The 14,922-nt window shown below is 68.0% G+C and carries 13 protein-coding genes; 9 read left to right on the top strand and 4 right to left on the bottom strand.

Annotation, left to right across the window (positions count from 1 at the left end):
• Positions 1-3 precede the first annotated feature (3 nt).
• On the bottom strand, positions 4-378 hold the full coding sequence (locus tag AAFN88_RS20595) for a hypothetical protein (protein WP_347522575.1): 375 nt from the start codon (positions 376-378) through the stop codon (positions 4-6).
• A 114-nt stretch (positions 379-492) separates the two neighbouring features.
• Here AAFN88_RS20595 and AAFN88_RS20590 point away from each other — a divergent pair, with 114 nt between their 5' ends.
• The 5 genes from AAFN88_RS20590 to AAFN88_RS20570 all read left to right on the top strand — a co-directional run bounded on the left by AAFN88_RS20590 (position 493) and on the right by AAFN88_RS20570 (position 8,786).
• Positions 493-1,470, top strand: a complete 978-nt coding sequence (locus tag AAFN88_RS20590; protein ID WP_347522785.1) for a zinc-dependent alcohol dehydrogenase family protein — start codon at positions 493-495, stop codon at positions 1,468-1,470.
• Between the two features lie 221 nt (positions 1,471-1,691).
• Positions 1,692-3,500, top strand: coding sequence for a long-chain fatty acid--CoA ligase (locus tag AAFN88_RS20585; RefSeq protein ID WP_347522574.1), 1,809 nt, complete (start codon positions 1,692-1,694; stop codon positions 3,498-3,500).
• A 3-nt stretch (positions 3,501-3,503) separates the two neighbouring features.
• The gene (locus AAFN88_RS20580) at positions 3,504-4,643 is read left to right on the top strand and encodes a thiolase family protein (protein ID WP_347522573.1); all 1,140 of its coding nucleotides are present in this window, start codon (positions 3,504-3,506) and stop codon (positions 4,641-4,643) included.
• The gene (locus AAFN88_RS20575; RefSeq protein WP_347522572.1) at positions 4,643-6,973 is read left to right on the top strand and encodes a 3-hydroxyacyl-CoA dehydrogenase NAD-binding domain-containing protein; all 2,331 of its coding nucleotides are present in this window, start codon (positions 4,643-4,645) and stop codon (positions 6,971-6,973) included. Before AAFN88_RS20580 ends, AAFN88_RS20575 begins: the two co-directional genes overlap by 1 nt.
• A gap of 10 nt (positions 6,974-6,983) precedes the next feature.
• Positions 6,984-8,786 (top strand): acyl-CoA dehydrogenase C-terminal domain-containing protein, encoded by a 1,803-nt coding sequence (locus AAFN88_RS20570; RefSeq protein ID WP_347522571.1) that lies wholly within the window; start codon positions 6,984-6,986, stop codon positions 8,784-8,786.
• 10 nt (positions 8,787-8,796) lie between these two features.
• Here AAFN88_RS20570 and AAFN88_RS20565 read toward each other — a convergent pair whose 3' ends face one another.
• Positions 8,797-9,270, bottom strand: a complete 474-nt coding sequence (locus AAFN88_RS20565; protein WP_347522570.1) for a DUF1203 domain-containing protein — start codon at positions 9,268-9,270, stop codon at positions 8,797-8,799.
• A 132-nt stretch (positions 9,271-9,402) separates the two neighbouring features.
• Here AAFN88_RS20565 and AAFN88_RS20560 point away from each other — a divergent pair, with 132 nt between their 5' ends.
• From AAFN88_RS20560 to mgrA, 3 genes are all read left to right on the top strand, one after another.
• Positions 9,403-10,185 carry an SDR family oxidoreductase gene (locus tag AAFN88_RS20560; RefSeq protein ID WP_347522569.1) on the top strand — a complete coding sequence of 261 codons (783 nt, stop codon included), beginning with the start codon at positions 9,403-9,405 and terminating at the stop codon, positions 10,183-10,185.
• Between the two features lie 61 nt (positions 10,186-10,246).
• A complete protein-coding gene (locus AAFN88_RS20555) occupies positions 10,247-10,825 on the top strand; it encodes a GNAT family N-acetyltransferase (protein ID WP_347522568.1) in 579 nt (192 codons plus the stop codon).
• 99 nt (positions 10,826-10,924) lie between these two features.
• Positions 10,925-11,956 (top strand): L-glyceraldehyde 3-phosphate reductase, encoded by a 1,032-nt coding sequence (gene mgrA, locus AAFN88_RS20550; RefSeq protein ID WP_347522567.1) that lies wholly within the window; start codon positions 10,925-10,927, stop codon positions 11,954-11,956.
• Positions 11,957-11,968: 12 nt separating this feature from the next.
• Here the strand turns inward: mgrA and AAFN88_RS20545 are convergent, their stop codons facing one another.
• Positions 11,969-12,598, bottom strand: a complete 630-nt coding sequence (locus AAFN88_RS20545) for a MarC family protein (protein WP_347522566.1) — start codon at positions 12,596-12,598, stop codon at positions 11,969-11,971.
• A gap of 93 nt (positions 12,599-12,691) precedes the next feature.
• On the bottom strand, positions 12,692-13,699 hold the full coding sequence (locus AAFN88_RS20540) for an aldo/keto reductase (protein ID WP_347522565.1): 1,008 nt from the start codon (positions 13,697-13,699) through the stop codon (positions 12,692-12,694).
• A gap of 227 nt (positions 13,700-13,926) precedes the next feature.
• Here AAFN88_RS20540 and AAFN88_RS20535 point away from each other — a divergent pair, with 227 nt between their 5' ends.
• The gene (locus tag AAFN88_RS20535; RefSeq protein WP_347522564.1) at positions 13,927-14,898 is read left to right on the top strand and encodes an ABC transporter substrate-binding protein; all 972 of its coding nucleotides are present in this window, start codon (positions 13,927-13,929) and stop codon (positions 14,896-14,898) included.
• Positions 14,899-14,922: the final 24 nt, after the last annotated feature.

Raw genomic sequence — 14,922 nt, 5'->3', positions numbered from 1 at the left:
CCCTCAGCCGGCAGTGTAGCTGCGGCAGAGGGCGTCCAGATGGCAGCCGTAGGAGGATTCCAGGCGCAGGAAAGTCAGCTCGCCCTTTTCTACCGCGGTGCCCAGGTCGCGCAGGTAGTCGCGGCCTTTCTCGGAGACGGCGTTGTCCATCGAGGTGACGCGGGCCAGGTCGCTGAGGTTCGGCGCCTCGATCTTCTGGACGTCGAAGATGACGTTGCCCAGCAGCAGGTTGTTGCAGCGCAGGTGCTCGACGCCTTCGAGCTTCAGGATGCGCGTGTCCTTGTCGTGAGTCTCGATGGTCAGCGTGAAGGTCTTGTCACCGGGCATCTCGATCTTGCGGAGTTCGCCGTCGCTGACTTCCGGCAGGATGGTTTTCATATCTGCGGCTCGCGGTCGTTCTTGGTCGGGTGAGAAGCTTGATCTGCATCATTAGCGCCTGGGCCGCCGTCTGGCTATGCTGCGGCCATGGCGGACGATCATAGCATGCATGCAATGGTCCTGCGGGAAAAGGCGGCGGGCCGGGTGGAGGCCGCGAATCTGCCGCGGCCGGAACCGGGCCCGGGCCAGATCCGCGTGAAAGTGGCGGCCTGCGGCGTCTGCCGCACCGACCTGCACGTGGTCGACGGCGAACTGCCGGAGCCCAAGCTGCCCATCGTGCCGGGTCACGAGATCGTCGGGACGGTGGATGCGCTGGGGGAGGGGGTCGAGAGCTTTTCGCCGGGCCAGCGGGTCGGCGTGCCCTGGCTCGGCTTTTCCTGCGGCGCCTGTGGCTACTGCACCTCGGGGCGCGAGAACCTCTGCGGGGCGGCGCGCTACACCGGCTACCAGATCGACGGCGGCTATGCCGACTACTGCGTCGCCGACGCGCGCTACAGCTTCGCCCTGCCCGAGGGCTACAGCGATTCCGAGGCGGCGCCGCTGCTCTGCGCCGGCCTCATCGGTCACCGCGCCTACCGCATGGCCGGCGACGCCAAACGCCTGGGCGTCTACGGCTTCGGCGCGGCGGCCCACATCATGATCCAGGTCGCCCTCTGGGAGGGGCGGGAGGTCTACGGCTTCACCCGGCCCGGCGACGACGAGGCCCAGGCCTTCGCCCGCGCCCTCGGCGCCACCTGGGCCGGGGCCTCCGGCGAGGCGCCGCCGCAAGAGCTGGACGCCGCCATCATCTTCGCCCCTGTCGGCGCCCTGGTGCCGGAGGCGCTGCGGCGCACGGCGCGCGGCGGCGTCGTGGTCTGCGCCGGCATCCACATGAGCGACATCCCGAGCTTTCCCTACCGCATCCTCTGGGAGGAGCGGCAGATCCGCTCGGTCGCCAACCTGACCCGGCGCGACGCCGAAGACTTCCTGGCGCTGGCCCCCAAGGTGCCGGTGAAGACCCATGTCAGTGACTACCCCCTGGCCGAGGCCAACCGGGCCCTCGACGACCTGCGCCAGGGGCGTCTGCAAGGGGCGGCGGTCCTGCGGCCCTGAATATTCCAGCGATGACACGGGGCCCACGGCGTGACCTCCCTTGAAAGCGCGGCGAAAAGTGCCGACCTTTATGGTTAACGTCTGCTTAACCCAAGGCGTTCGATCCTTACCGATCGTAAGGGACTTCGGCGCTACCCTCGCGTTATGACCCGGCAGTCCGCTGCACCCCCGGCGGACGGCTCAGAAGCGCGGGCCTCAGGGGGCAGGTGCGAGGTTGGAAGATGACCCTGGGTCCCGAAACCGACCTTTGGGATGCCCACCACCCGCGGGCCGCGCAGGGCGCGCACCCCTGGGACCGCAGCTACCCGGCGGGCATCGCCTGGGACGAGCCGGTTCTGCAGGAGCCGCTGGCCCTGGCGCTCGACCGCGCCGTGGCGGCCTACGGCGAGCGTCCCTGCCTGGATTTCCTCGGGCGGCCCTATTCCTATGCCCAGGTCGGCGACCTGGTCGCCCGCGCCGCCAAGGGCCTGCAGGACCTGGGCGTCGTCAAGGGCACCCGCGTCGCGCTCTTCCTGCCCAACACCCCTTACTACGTGATCGCCTATTTCGCGGTGATGAAGCTGGGCGGCATCGTGGTCAACGTGAACCCGCTCTACGCCGAAGAGGAGGTCCACGGACTGCTGGCCGATTCCGGCGCCGAGTTCGCCGTCACCATGGACTTGAAGCTGCTGCTGCCCAAGCTGATCTCGGCGCTGGCCCCCGGCGCGCAGAAGAAGTGCGCGCTGAAGAAGATCATCGTCGGCGCCATGGGCGATATCCTGCGCTTTCCCACGCGCCAGCTCTTTGCCATCGCCAAGCGCGGGGAACTGGCCAGGCCGCCCGCCGGCGACGACCGCTACCTGCGTTTTTCGAAGCTGATCGACAACGACGGCGACTTCACGCCCGCCGAGCTCGGCATCGGCGACGTGGCGGTGCTGCAGTACACCGGCGGCACCACCGGTCTGCCCAAGGGCGCCATGCTGACCCACGGCTCGATCTCCGCCAACGCCAGCCAGCTCCACACCTGGTTCATCGGCGTCGAGCCCGGCACGCAAAGGGTGCTGGCGGTGCTGCCGCTGTTCCACGTCTTCGCCATGACGGTGAACATGCACCTTGGCATCCGTTTGGCCGGCGAGATCATCCTGATGCCGCGCTTCGAGATCAAAACCCTGCTGCAGACCATAGCGCGCTGCCGGCCGACATTCTTCCCCGGCGTGCCGACCCTGTTCAACGCCATCCTGCACTACCCGAAGCTGGAGCGTTACGACCTCTCCTGCATCGAGGTCTGCATCTCCGGCGGCGCCGGGCTGCCGGCTCCGGTGCACGAAGGCTTCGAGAACCTGACCGGCGGGCGCCTCTTCGAAGGTTACGGTCTTTCCGAAGCCTCCCCGGTGGTCACCTGCAACCCCATCGCCGGCTCCACCAAGGTCGGCTCCATCGGCCTGCCGCTGCCGGGCACGGAGGTGGTCATCCGTTCCCTCGACGACCGCGACCAGGAAGTGCCGCTGGGCGAGCGTGGAGAGATCTGCCTGCGCGGCCCGCAGGTCATGGCCGGCTACTGGCAGCGCCCGGAAGAATCGGCCGAGACCCTGCGCCACGGCTGGCTGCACACCGGCGACGTCGGCTACATGGACGAGGACGGCTACAGCTACCTGATCGACCGCCTGAAAGAGGTCATCGTCTCCGGCGGCTACAAGGTCTATCCGCGCCACATCGAGGAAGCCATTCACCGCCATCCCGCGGTGGCCGAGGTCATCTGCTGCGCCAAACCCGACCCCTATCGCGGCGAGGTGCCCAAGGCCTTCGTGCGACTGAAAGAGGGTGAGCGCCTGAACGAGCAGGAACTGCGCGATTTCCTTGCGGACAAGCTCTCCCCCATGGAGATGCCGCGCGAGGTGGAGTTCCGCGACGAGCTGCCGAAGACCATGATCGGCAAGCTGTCGAAGAAGGAACTGATTGCCGAAGAGCGTGCCAAGCACGCGGGACAAGAGCAGGATGGTCAGACCCCGGCGGGCGAATCGCCTCCGCTGGAAGAGACGAAAGGTCTTTAGACGATGGAAAAGAATGTTGTGATTGCCGGCTATGCCCGCTCACCCTTCACCTTCGCCCACAAGGGCGAGATGGTGAAGCTGCGCCCCGACGAGATGGCGGCGCAGGTGGTGCGCGGCCTCATCGAGAGGACCGGCGTCGAACCCAAGGACATCGAGGACCTCATCGTCGGCTGCGCCTTCCCCGAGGGCGAGCAGGGCCTGAACGTGGCGCGGCTCATCGGCTTCCTGGCCGAGCTGCCGATCTCGGTCGCGGGCACCACGGTGAACCGCTTTTGCGGCTCCTCCATGCAGGCCATCCACATGGCCGCCGGCAATATCCAGATGAACGCCGGCGAGGCCTTCATCTGCGCCGGCATCGAGTCCATGAGCCGCGTGCCCATGGCCGGTTTCAATCCCTTGCTCAATCCCGGCCTCGCCGAGCGCTTTCCCGCCGCCTACATCTCCATGGGCGAGACGGCGGAGAACGTGGCGCGGCGCCACCAGATCACCCGCGCCCGCCAGGAAGAACTGGCCGTGCTCAGCCATCGCAGGGCCGCCGTAGCACGCAACGAAGGCAAACTGAGCGACGAGATCGTGCCGGTGCAGGTGAACGGCGCGGCGGTGGAGGCCGACGGCTGCATCCGCCCCGACACCTCGCTGGACGCGCTGGCCGAGCTGAAGCCCGCCTTCGCCACCGACGGCAGCGTCACCGCGGCGACCTCCTCGCCGCTGACCGACGGCGCTTCGGCGGTGCTGGTGACTTCGGAGGCCTACGCCAAGGCGCACGGCCTGAAGCCGCTGGCCAAGGTGAAATCCATCGCCGTGGCCGGCTGCGATCCGGACGTCATGGGCATGGGCCCGGTGGCCGCCACCAACAAGGCGCTGGCACGCGCCGGTCTTTCGGTGGGCGACATCGACATCGTCGAATTGAACGAGGCCTTCGCCGCCCAGGCCCTGGCCTGCGCCGACGAGCTGGGCCTGGATCTGGAGAAGACCAACCTGGACGGCGGCGCCATCGCGCTGGGCCATCCGCTGGGCGCCACCGGCGCGCGCATCACCGGCAAGGCCGCGGCGCTGCTGCAGCGCGAGGGCAAGCAGTTCGCGCTCTCGACCCAGTGCATCGGCGGCGGCCAGGGCATCGCCACCATCCTGGAGGCCGCCTGATGCCCATTCAACAGGCTGCCGTGATCGGCGCCGGCGTCATGGGCGCCGGCATCGCCGCGCATCTCGCCAACGCCGGGGTGCCGGTGCTGCTGCTCGACATCGTGCCGGAAGGCGCGGAGAACCGCAGCGCACTGGCCGAGGGCGCGATCGCGAAGATGCTGAAGGCCGACCCGGCGCCCTTCATGTGGAAACGCGCCGCCAGGCTGGTGACGCCCGGCAACCTGGAGGACGACTTCGACAGGCTGGCCGAGTGTGACTGGATCATCGAGGCGGTGCTGGAAGACCCGGAGGTGAAGGGCGACCTCTACCGCCGCCTGGAAGCGGTGCGCAAGGACGGCTCCATCGTCTCCTCCAACACCTCGACCCTGCCGCTGAAGCTGCTGACCGAGGGAATGCCGGAACGTTTCCGTGCCGATTTCCTCATCACCCACTTCTTCAATCCGCCGCGCTACATGCCGCTGCTGGAGTTGGTGGCCGGCGAGAAGACTCGGGGCCAGGCGGTCGCGGAGATCGCCGCCTTCGGCGACCGCGTGCTGGGCAAGGCCATTGTCCATTGCCACGACACGCCTGGCTTCGTCGCCAACCGCATCGGCACCTTCTGGCTGCAGTGCGCCGTGGTGGAGACTCTCGACCGCGGACTTTCCATCGAAGAAGCCGACGCCATCCTGGGCCGTCCGCTGGGCGTTCCCAAGACCGGCGTCTTCGCGCTGCTGGACCTGGTGGGCCTGGACCTCATGCCCAAGGTCGACGCCTCCATGGCCGCGACCCTGCCCAAGGACGACGCCTACCACGCCCTGCGCCGGCCCTTCCCGATCCTGGAAAAGCTGATCGCCGAGGGCTACACCGGCCGCAAGGGCAAGGGCGGCTTCTACCGCCTGAACCGCGAGGGCGGCGGCAAGGTGAAGGAAGCCGTCGACCTCGCGACCGGCGACTACGCGCCAGCGGTCAAGGTGTCGCTCGGCTCCGTCTCCGCCGCGCGCAAGGGCGGCCCCCGGGCGCTGGTCGAGCACGCCGACAAGGGCGGGCAGCTCGCCTGGGCGGTGATGTCGCAGGTGCTGAGCTACGCCGCCTCGCTGCTGCCGAAGATCGCCGACGACGTGCCCTCGGTCGACCGCGCCCTGCGCACCGGCTATAACTGGAAATTCGGCCCCTTCGAGCTGCTCGACAGGATCGGCGTGGACTACGTCGCCGCGCGCCTAAAGGAGGAGGGCCGCCCGGTGCCGCCGCTGCTGGAAAAGGCGGCCGCCGCCGAGGGCTTCTACCGGGTGAAGGACGGCCGCCAGCAGTACCTCACCGTCGGCGGCGACTACGCCGACGTCGAGCGCGCCGAAGGCGTGCTGCTGCTCTCCGATATAAAGCTGAAGGGCGAGCGGCTGGCCGGGAACGGCTCGGCCTCCCTCTGGGATATCGGCGACGGCGTCGTCTGCCTGGAAGTCCACACCAAGATGAACACCATGGACCCGGAGGTCTTCAAGATCATCGCCAAGGCGGTGGAGATCGTCCCCAAGGACCATAAGGCCCTGGTCATCTACAACGAGGGCTCGCACTTCTCCGCCGGGGCCAATCTGGGTCTGGCGATGTTCGCCGCCAACGTCGGCGCCTGGCCGATGATCGAGGACATGGTGGCCGAGGGCCAGAAGGTCTACACCGCCCTGAAGCGCGCGCCCTTCCCGGTGGTGGCCGCGCCCTCCGGCCTGGCGCTGGGCGGCGGCTGCGAAATCCTGCTGGCCTCCGACGCCGTGCAGGCCCATGCCGAGAGCTACATCGGCCTGGTCGAGGCCGGCGTCGGCGTGGTGCCGGCCTGGGGCGGCTGCAAGGAGCTGCTGACCCGCTACGCCCAGGATCCCAAGCGCCCCAAGGGACCCATGCCGCCGGTGGCGGCCGCCTTCGAGACCATCGGCCTGGCCAAGGTGGCCAAGTCGGCCTACGAGGCCAAGGAGCTGGGCTTCCTGCGCGGCAGCGACCGCATCACCTTCAACCGCGAGCGCTTGCTGGCTGACGCCAAGCAGAAAGCGCTGGAGTTGGGCGAAGGCTACCGGCCGCCGGAGCCGGCCGATCTGTTCCTGCCGGGACCCTCCGGCAAGGCCTCGCTGGCCTTCGCGCTGCGCGATCTCTACGCCAAGGGCGTGGCCACCGAGCACGACATGGTGGTGGCGAGCGAGTTGGCTCAGGTGCTGACCGGCGGCCCCAAGGCCGATTTCACCGAGGCCATGAATGAAGACGACGTCCTGAAGATGGAACGCGCCGCCTTCATGCGCCTGGTCAGGACCCCGGGCACCCTGGCGCGGGTCGAGCACACCCTCGAAACCGGCAAGCCGCTTCGTAACTAGGAAATCTAAAATGGTCAGTTACAGAGCCCCGCTCGACGATATCCGCTTCCTGCTCTACGACCTGCTCGACTACGAGGGGCAGGTGGCGAGCTTGCCCGGCTGCGAGGAGGCTGCGCGGGATCTGGTCGACGCGGTTCTGGAGGAAGGCGCCAAGTTCTGTGAGAACGAGCTGCTGCCGCTGAACCGCTCCGGCGACGAGGAGGGCTGTGCCTTCGAGAACGGCGTGGTGCGCACGCCCCAGGGCTTCAAGGAACTCTACGAGGCCTTCTGCGAAGCCGGCTGGAACGGCCTGTCGCTGAACCCGGACTACGGCGGCCAGGGCCTGCCCAAGACCCTGCAGTTCGTCATGACCGAGCTGATCTGCTCTTCCAACATCTCCTTCGGCATGTACCCGGGCCTGACCCACGGCGCCTGCAACGCGCTGGAGCTGCACGGCTCGGACGATCAGAAGCAGACCTTCCTGCCCAACATGATCCACGGCCGCTGGTCCGGCACCATGTGCCTCACCGAGCCGCACTGCGGCACCGACCTGGGCCTCATCCGCACGCGGGCCGAACCGATGGGGGCGGACCCTGGCGGGGACGGCAAGTACAAGATCACCGGCACCAAAATCTTCATCTCCGCCGGCGAGCACGACATGAGCGAGAACATCATCCACCTGGTGCTCGCCAAGCTGCCCGACGCGCCGGAAGGGTCGAAGGGCATCTCGCTGTTCATCGTGCCGAAGTTCCTGGTGAAGGAGGACGGCTCGCTGGGCGCGCGCAACGGCGTGGCCTGCGGCTCCATCGAGCACAAGATGGGCATCAAGGCGTCCTCCACCTGCGTCATGAACTTCGATGCGGCGGAAGGCTACCTGGTGGGGGAGCCGCACAGCGGCATGGCCAAGATGTTCACCATGATGAACGTGGCGCGCCTCGACGTCGGTATCCAGGGTCTGGGCCTGGCCGAGACCGCCTACCAGTCGGCGGCGGCCTATGCGAAGGAAAGGCTCCAGGGCCGCTCCCTGGCCGGGCCGCAGCAGCCGGACAAGCCCGCCGACCCCATCATCGTGCACCCGGACGTACGCAAGAACCTGCTGACCATGCGGGCGCTGAACGAGGGCGCGCGGGCACTGGCGCTCTGGGTCGCCTTCGCCGTCGACGTGGCCGAGAAGCACTCGGACGAGGCCAAACGCCAGGAGGCCGACGATCTGGTCGCCCTGATGACGCCGATCATCAAGTCCTTCTTCACCGACGCCGGCTTCGAGGTCACCAACATCGGCATGCAGGTCTTCGGCGGCCACGGCTATATCCGCGAGCACGGCATGGAACAGCTGGTGCGCGATGCCCGCATCGCCCAGATCTACGAAGGCGCCAACGGCATCCAGGCGCTCGACCTGGTGGGGCGCAAGCTGGGCCAGAACATGGGCCGCCTGCTGCGCCGCTTCTTCCACCCCGTTCAAGCTTATGTCGAGAATGGCATGACGAAGCCGGAGCTGGCCGAGTTCGTCGCGCCGCTGGCCAAGTCCCTGAGCCGCCTGCAGCAGGCGACGCTGTGGATCGGCCAGCAGGGCCTGAAGGACCCGGAGGAGGCCGGCGCGGCGGCCACCGACTACCTGAACCTCTTCGCCTACACCGCGCTGGCCTATCTCTGGGCCCGCATGGCGGAAGCCAGCCTCGCGAAGCTGGACGACGACCCCAGCGGCTTCCACGAAGCCAAGCTCGCCACCGCGCGCTTCTTCTTCCAGCGCCTCCTGCCCAAGAGCTCCGGCCACTTCGCCGCCATCATGGCCGGCAAAGCCCCGCTGATGGAAATGAAGGAAGCGGCGTTTTAGAGCAGGCGCCTCACCCCCGCTCGAGGCGGCACTGGAAGCAGTTGTTGCTGGCCGAGCGCAGGTGGATGTAGGCGATTTCCGGGTCTTCGAACAGCGCAGCGGCGCGGGATTCGATCTCCGCGGTTGGAATCACCTTGCCCGTACCGTAGACGATGCGGTCGTCGGGACCGTAGCCGCGCATCAGGATGACCTCGCGCCGCAGGAAGATCCCCGGCTTGCCCGCCGTCTCGCCGTAGCGCGGGCAGTCCTCGGCATGGACGAAGATGGGGCCGACCTCGGCGTAGGGCTGCGGGCCGGGGAAGGGGCGGTGGGCCAGCACCAGCATGGGCGCGTCCCTTGCGATGTCGTCCAGGCAGTGGCGGCAGGGGTTGCCGCCGCCGTCGGAGAGCTGGCGTTCGGGCGTCTGGCCGTTGGCGTCGGCGCGGCCCCGGCGCCAGGCCTCTACGAGGCCGCTGTCGAGGGCGAGAAAACGCAAGGCGGTCATGGCTCTACTCCTGTGATCGGGTCCCCGCAGTCCAGCAGGGTCCGGCGCGCGCTTCTATCCGCATCTTGCGCCGGGCCGCGTAAACTGGTCCCTTTTCTCCGGCGAAGCGGCGAGCAAGGCAGGCGGGGCACCATGGCGGCAAAGCAGTATCGGGACATCTCGGCGGTGATCGTCGGCGGCACCTCGGGCATCGGCCTGGCGGCGGCGGAGGCCCTGATTCGCGCGGGGGTGCCGCGCCTGCGCCTGGTCGGCCGCAACCCGGAGCGCGCGGCCGCCGCCGTCGATCACCTGCGCGCCCTTGGCCGGGAGGCGGAGATCGCGGCCCTGCTGGCCGACTGCGGCGATCCCAAGGCGGCCAAGGACATGGCGGAGACGGCGGTGGCCGGCATAGGCGGCATCGACCTGCTGGTCTGCTCGCCGGGCGGCAACAACCTGCCGGAGCTGCTGTTCCGCCAGCCCATCGCCCAGATCAACCGCACCCTCATGGAAGACATGGCGCCGACCCTCAACGCCTGCCGCGCCGTGCTGCCGGCGATGATGGAGGGCGGCGGCGGCTGCGTTCTCAATGTCGCCTCCGACGCCGCCAAGGTGGCGACGCCGGGCGAGAGCGTCATCGGCGCGGTCATGGCGGGCATCGTGCAGTTCACCCGCGGGCTGGCCATCGAGGGCAAGCGTAACGGCATCCGCGCCAACGCCATCACCCCCTCGCTGGTCGAGGGCACGGCGCTCACCGAGCGCCTCATGGCAGAGGGCAGCTTCTCCAAGAAGCTGTTCGAGAAGGCGCGGCCCCTGGCCGGCCTGGGTCCGACCACGGCGGAGGACTTGGCCCAGCTCATCGTCTTCCTGGCCGGTCCCGGCGCGGCCAAGATCACCGGCCAGGCGATCTCGGTGAACGGCGGCATCAGCGCCGCTTGACAGACCAAGGTTGCGGCGGTCTATCGGTAGACTGCCGCCAAACCAACCTGGAGCAACCGGAGTGGAAAGCCAGACAATCCCGCCGCCATTTCCTATCGAGACGGAACGCTTGTGGCTCAGGCTTTTCGTCGAGAACGACTTTGAAGACCTTTGCGCGTTTCAGACCTCGCCGGCAGTGGCGCGCTATCGCTACGCCGAACCGCGCAGCCGGGAAGAGACGCGCACGCTTCTCGATGGCTGGCTCGGCAACAGCGGCTTTGAGGCTGACGACGACAAGCTGGTTTTGGCGGTGGCATTGAAGGACAAAGGGCGCGTGATCGGCCAGGTGGGGTTGACCCTGCGCAGCGCCCGGCATCGGCAAGGGGAGATCGGCTTCCTGCTGCATCCCGATTTCCATGGCCGCGGACTGGCCGGAGAAGCTTGCCGGTCCCTGCTGGAATTCGGCTTCAAACACCTCGGGCTGCACCGCGTCTACGGGCGCTGCAATGCCCGCAACACGGCTTCGGCCCAGCTGATGGAACGGCTGGGTCTTTGCCGTGAGGCGGAACTGCGCGAGAACCAGTTCGTTAAGGGCGAGTGGACCAGTGAACTGGTCTACGCTGCCTTGGCCAGCGAATGGATGCAAAGCGGCGCCAATTAAATACCGGAGTGGATTTGCGCCACAAGGCGGCGGGATCTCAGACTGCCGTCGTTTCCGGCTCTGCGGGCCGGGAGGAATTCCAATTTTTGGGAGACAGCGATGCCGTACCTGGCCGCCCAGGAACGCTACGACACCATGATCTATAACCGCTGCGGGCGCAGCGGCCTGCGGCTGCCGGCGCTCTCGCTCGGCCTGTGGCACAACTTCGGCGACGACCGCCCCTTCGCGATCGGCCGCGCCATCTGCCGGCGCGCCTTCGACCTGGGGATCACCCATTTCGATCTGGCCAACAACTACGGGCCTCCGCCGGGCAGCGCCGAGCAGAAGTTCGGCCAGCTTCTGAAGACCGATTTCGCGCCTTACCGCGACGAGATGATCATCTCCTCCAAGGCCGGCTATCTCATGTGGCCGGGCCCCTACGGGCAGTGGGGCAGCCGCAAGTACCTGCTGGCCAGCCTGGACCAGAGTCTCAAGCGCCTGGGCACCGACTACGTCGATATCTTCTATTCCCACCGCTACGACCCGGACACGCCGCTGGAGGAGACCATGGGCGCGCTGGATGCCGCGGTGCGCCAGGGCAAGGCGCTCTACGTCGGCATCTCCTCCTACGGGCCCCAGAAGACCCGTGAAGCCGTCGGGATTCTGCGCGATCTCGGCACCCCCTGCCTGATCCACCAGCCGAGCTATTCCATGCTGAACCGCTGGATCGAGACCGAGGGCCTGCTGCCGGTGCTGCAGGAGGAAGGCATCGGCTGCATCGCCTTCTCGCCGCTGGCCCAGGGCATGTTGACCGACAAGTATCTGAAGGAGGTGCCCGAAGGCAGCCGCGCCACCGCCGGCAAGTCCCTCAGGCCCGAGTTCATGACCGAGGAAAACTTGGAGAAGGTGCGCGCCCTGAACGCGATCGCCAAGGCGCGCGGCCAGAGCCTGGCGCAGATGGCGATCGCCTGGGTGCTGCGCGACCCCCGCATCACCTCGGCGCTGATCGGCGCCAGCCGGGTCGAGCAGGTGGAGGACTGCGTGGCCGCCCTCGGCAAGCTGGATTTCACGGAGGGCGAACTGTCCGGGATCGACGAACTGGCGACCGACGGCGGCATCAACCTCTGGGCCGCGTCCAGCGCCCACGGCTGAGCCGGAGCCGGCCTAACCGAGCAGGCCGCTGCTGGCGATCCCGTCGAAGAGGAACTGCACCGCCAGCGCGGCCAGCAGCACGCCCATGACGCGGGCGATGACGTGCAGGCCGGTGACGCCCAAAAGGCGCTGGATCTGCACGGCGATCAGCATCAGCACGAAGGTGGCCAGCAGCATGCCGACCAGGCAGCCGACGACGATGGCGATGGTGGCGGGATCGCCCTCGGCATCGGCGACCAGCAGGATGGTGGCGCCCATGGTGCCCGGCCCGGCGATCAGCGGCGTGGCCAGGGGGAAAACCGAGATGTCGGCCTTGGCCGTGGCCTCGCGGTTCTCGTCCTCGGTGGTCGAGACGCCGCCGGAGGGCCGGGCGAAGACCATGTCGATGGCGATCAGCAGCAGCAGGATGCCGCCGGCGGTTCTCAGCGCCGGCAGGGAAATGCCGAAGAGGTGCAGCAGCGAGTCGCCGAAGACGGCGAAGGCCAGAAGGATGCCCAGCGCGATGAGGGTGCCCTTGAGCGCGATGGCCCGCCGCTCCTTGGTCGTGTTGCGCGGCGTCAGCGCGGCGAAGAGCGCCGCCACGTCGAGCGGCCCCATGGTCGCGAAGAAAGTGGCGGTGGCGACGAGCGCGGTTTCCAGCATGGCCCCGGGAGGTGCGGCGGTGAGTTAGGCGCATCCTGGCAGGGGCGGTGGCCTGCGTCCAGGGGCCTGGGATCGGCCCGCCGCCGCGCTATTTCACCAACCCGGCCTGCCGGTCAGCGGGTAGCGCGGGTCGCTGTAGCCGGGGGTCGAGGGGTGGCCCGGGGCGACGAGGGAATTCAAGAAGGCCTCGTCCTCCTCGTCGAAGCCGTGCTCCAAGGCGCCCAGATAGCCCTTCCACTGCTCCAGGGTGCGCGGGCCGGCCAGCACCGAGGTGACGATGGGATTGGCCAGCACCCAGTTGACCGCGAAGTCGGCCGCCGTCATGCCCTTGGCCTCCGCGTGGTCCTTGATCTTTTGGGCGATGACCAGGGATTCCTCGCGGAACTCGCTTTCCATCATGCGCCTGTCCTTGCGGCCGGCGCGGCTGCCCTTGGGCGCCGCCTTGCCGGGCCGGTACTTGCCGGTCAGCACGCCGCGCGCCAGTGGGCTGTAGGGCACCACGCCCAGGCCGTGGTATTCGCAGGCCGGCAGGACCTCCACCTCCGGCATGCGGTTCATGGCGTTGTAGTAGGGCTGGCAGACGACGGGCCTGTCGATGCCGGCTTGGGCTGCCAGATGCACCAGCTCGGCGATGCGCCAGCCGCGGAAGTTGCTGACCCCCCAGTAGAGCGCCTTGCCGGAGCCCAGCACGTCGGCGACGGCGCTGACCGCCTCTTCCAGCGGCGCAGAGTAGTCGTCCAGATGCAGGTACCAGATGTCGACGTAGTCCACCTTCAGGCGGGCGAGGCTGTCGTCGATGGCCTTCAGCAGCCACTTGCGGCTCAGCCCCTGGGAATTGGCGTGCGTGTCGTTCACCGGGTTGCCGCCCTTGGTGGCCAGGACCCAGGCATCGCGGTCCTTGGCGATGGCGCGGCCGACGATCTCCTCCGACTTGCCCTTGGCGTACTGGTCGGCGGTGTCGATGAAGTTCACCCCGGCATCGCGGGCATGATCGATGATCCGGCGGGCGGCCTTCTCGTCCGTCTGGTCGCCGAACATCATGGTGCCGAGGCAGAGGGGAGAGACGGAGAGGCCGCTGCGGCCGAGCTTACGGGTTTCCATTGGGCACCTTTCGCGGGGTATTCTTGAGGTTTCTGGAGACAATCCAGGCCCTGGAGCGGGAACTGGCGGGGGAGTTTAGTCTCTCGCCCGGCCGGACGGCAACCGGCAGCCGGGCGGGGCGCCCGCCCCGCGAGAGCCTTGGACGAGGGGTCGTTTGCGTGCTAAGCCAAAGGTCTGAAACACCGCCCGCCGGGCATCCAATAAGAACACCAGGGAGCGAGACCAAGATGCGTCTACGAACCGCCATTACCGGCCTGTCTGCGGCTGCGCTGACCGCTGCCGGACTGACCCTCTCCGCCGCGGCCCAGGAGATCACCGTGGCGACCACCGCCATCGTCGAACACCCGGCCCTCGACGCCGCGCGCGACGGCGTGCGCGACGAACTGGCCGCCGCCGGCTTCGTGGAGGGCAAGAACCTGCGATTCCTCTACGAGAGCGCCCAGGGCAATCCGGCCACCGCGGCGCAGATCGCCCGCAAGTTCGTCGGCGAGGCGCCCAACGTGATCGTGCCGATCTCCACCCCCTCGGCCCAGGCCGTGGTCTCGGCCACCGACGACATCCCCGTGGTCTTCACCGCGGTGACCGACCCCGTGGGGGCCAAGCTGGTCGGCGACCCGATGATGCCGGGCGGCAACGTCACCGGCATGTCCGACCTCTCGCCCATCGGCAAGCACCTGGACTTGATCAAGCAGATTTCCCCGGACGCCAAGTCGGTCGGCGTGCCCTTCAATCCGGGCGAGGCCAACTCAGTCACCCTCATGGAGCTGATCAAGAAGGAAGCGCCGGCCCGCGGCCTGACCGTCATCGAGGCGCCGGCCACCAAGTCCTCCGAGGTGCTGGGCGCCGCCCAGAGCCTGATCGGCAAGGCCGACGTCATCTACGTGCCGACCGACAACACCATCGTCTCGGCCTTCGAGGCGGTGGTGAAGGTGGGCATCGACAACCAAGTCCCGGTCTATGCCGGCGACACGGATTCCGTGCCGCGCGGGGCCATCGCCGCAGTGGGCTTCAACTACTACGACATCGGCCGCCAGACCGGGAAGATGGTGGTGCGAGTTCTCAAGGGCGAGGCGCCGGGCACCATTCCCGTGGAGGGCGTGGAGATCACCGAACTCTACGTGAATCCGGGCATGGCCGAGAAGATGGGGGTCACCATTCCCGACTCCCTGGTTGCAAAGGCCAAGGAGGTGGTGCAGTAAGCGCCCACCACCGGCATTGAAGCG

It is taken from the genome of Pelagibius sp. CAU 1746, from assembly GCF_039839785.1.
Lineage (GTDB): Bacteria > Pseudomonadota > Alphaproteobacteria > Kiloniellales > Kiloniellaceae > Pelagibius.
The sequence above is the reverse complement of the archived record's forward strand: the minus strand, read 5'-3'. Positions and strand labels throughout refer to the sequence as shown.

Bases quoted from the DNA above. Each gene is read 5' to 3' on its own strand.
- AAFN88_RS20545 (WP_347522566.1), bottom strand. From the start codon at position 12,598: ATGCTGGAAACCGCGCTCGTCGCCACCGCCACTTTCTTCGCGACCATG.
- AAFN88_RS20585 (WP_347522574.1), top strand. From the start codon at position 1,692: ATGACCCTGGGTCCCGAAACCGACCTTTGGGATGCCCACCACCCGCGG.
- AAFN88_RS20575 (WP_347522572.1), top strand. From the start codon at position 4,643: ATGCCCATTCAACAGGCTGCCGTGATCGGCGCCGGCGTCATGGGCGCC.
- AAFN88_RS20560 (WP_347522569.1), top strand. From the start codon at position 9,403: ATGGCGGCAAAGCAGTATCGGGACATCTCGGCGGTGATCGTCGGCGGC.
- AAFN88_RS20595 (WP_347522575.1), bottom strand. From the start codon at position 378: ATGAAAACCATCCTGCCGGAAGTCAGCGACGGCGAACTCCGCAAGATC.
- mgrA (WP_347522567.1), top strand. From the start codon at position 10,925: ATGCCGTACCTGGCCGCCCAGGAACGCTACGACACCATGATCTATAAC.
- AAFN88_RS20570 (WP_347522571.1), top strand. From the start codon at position 6,984: ATGGTCAGTTACAGAGCCCCGCTCGACGATATCCGCTTCCTGCTCTAC.
- AAFN88_RS20565 (WP_347522570.1), bottom strand. From the start codon at position 9,270: ATGACCGCCTTGCGTTTTCTCGCCCTCGACAGCGGCCTCGTAGAGGCC.
- AAFN88_RS20535 (WP_347522564.1), top strand. From the start codon at position 13,927: ATGCGTCTACGAACCGCCATTACCGGCCTGTCTGCGGCTGCGCTGACC.
- AAFN88_RS20580 (WP_347522573.1), top strand. From the start codon at position 3,504: ATGGAAAAGAATGTTGTGATTGCCGGCTATGCCCGCTCACCCTTCACC.
- AAFN88_RS20540 (WP_347522565.1), bottom strand. From the start codon at position 13,699: ATGGAAACCCGTAAGCTCGGCCGCAGCGGCCTCTCCGTCTCTCCCCTC.
- AAFN88_RS20590 (WP_347522785.1), top strand. From the start codon at position 493: ATGGTCCTGCGGGAAAAGGCGGCGGGCCGGGTGGAGGCCGCGAATCTG.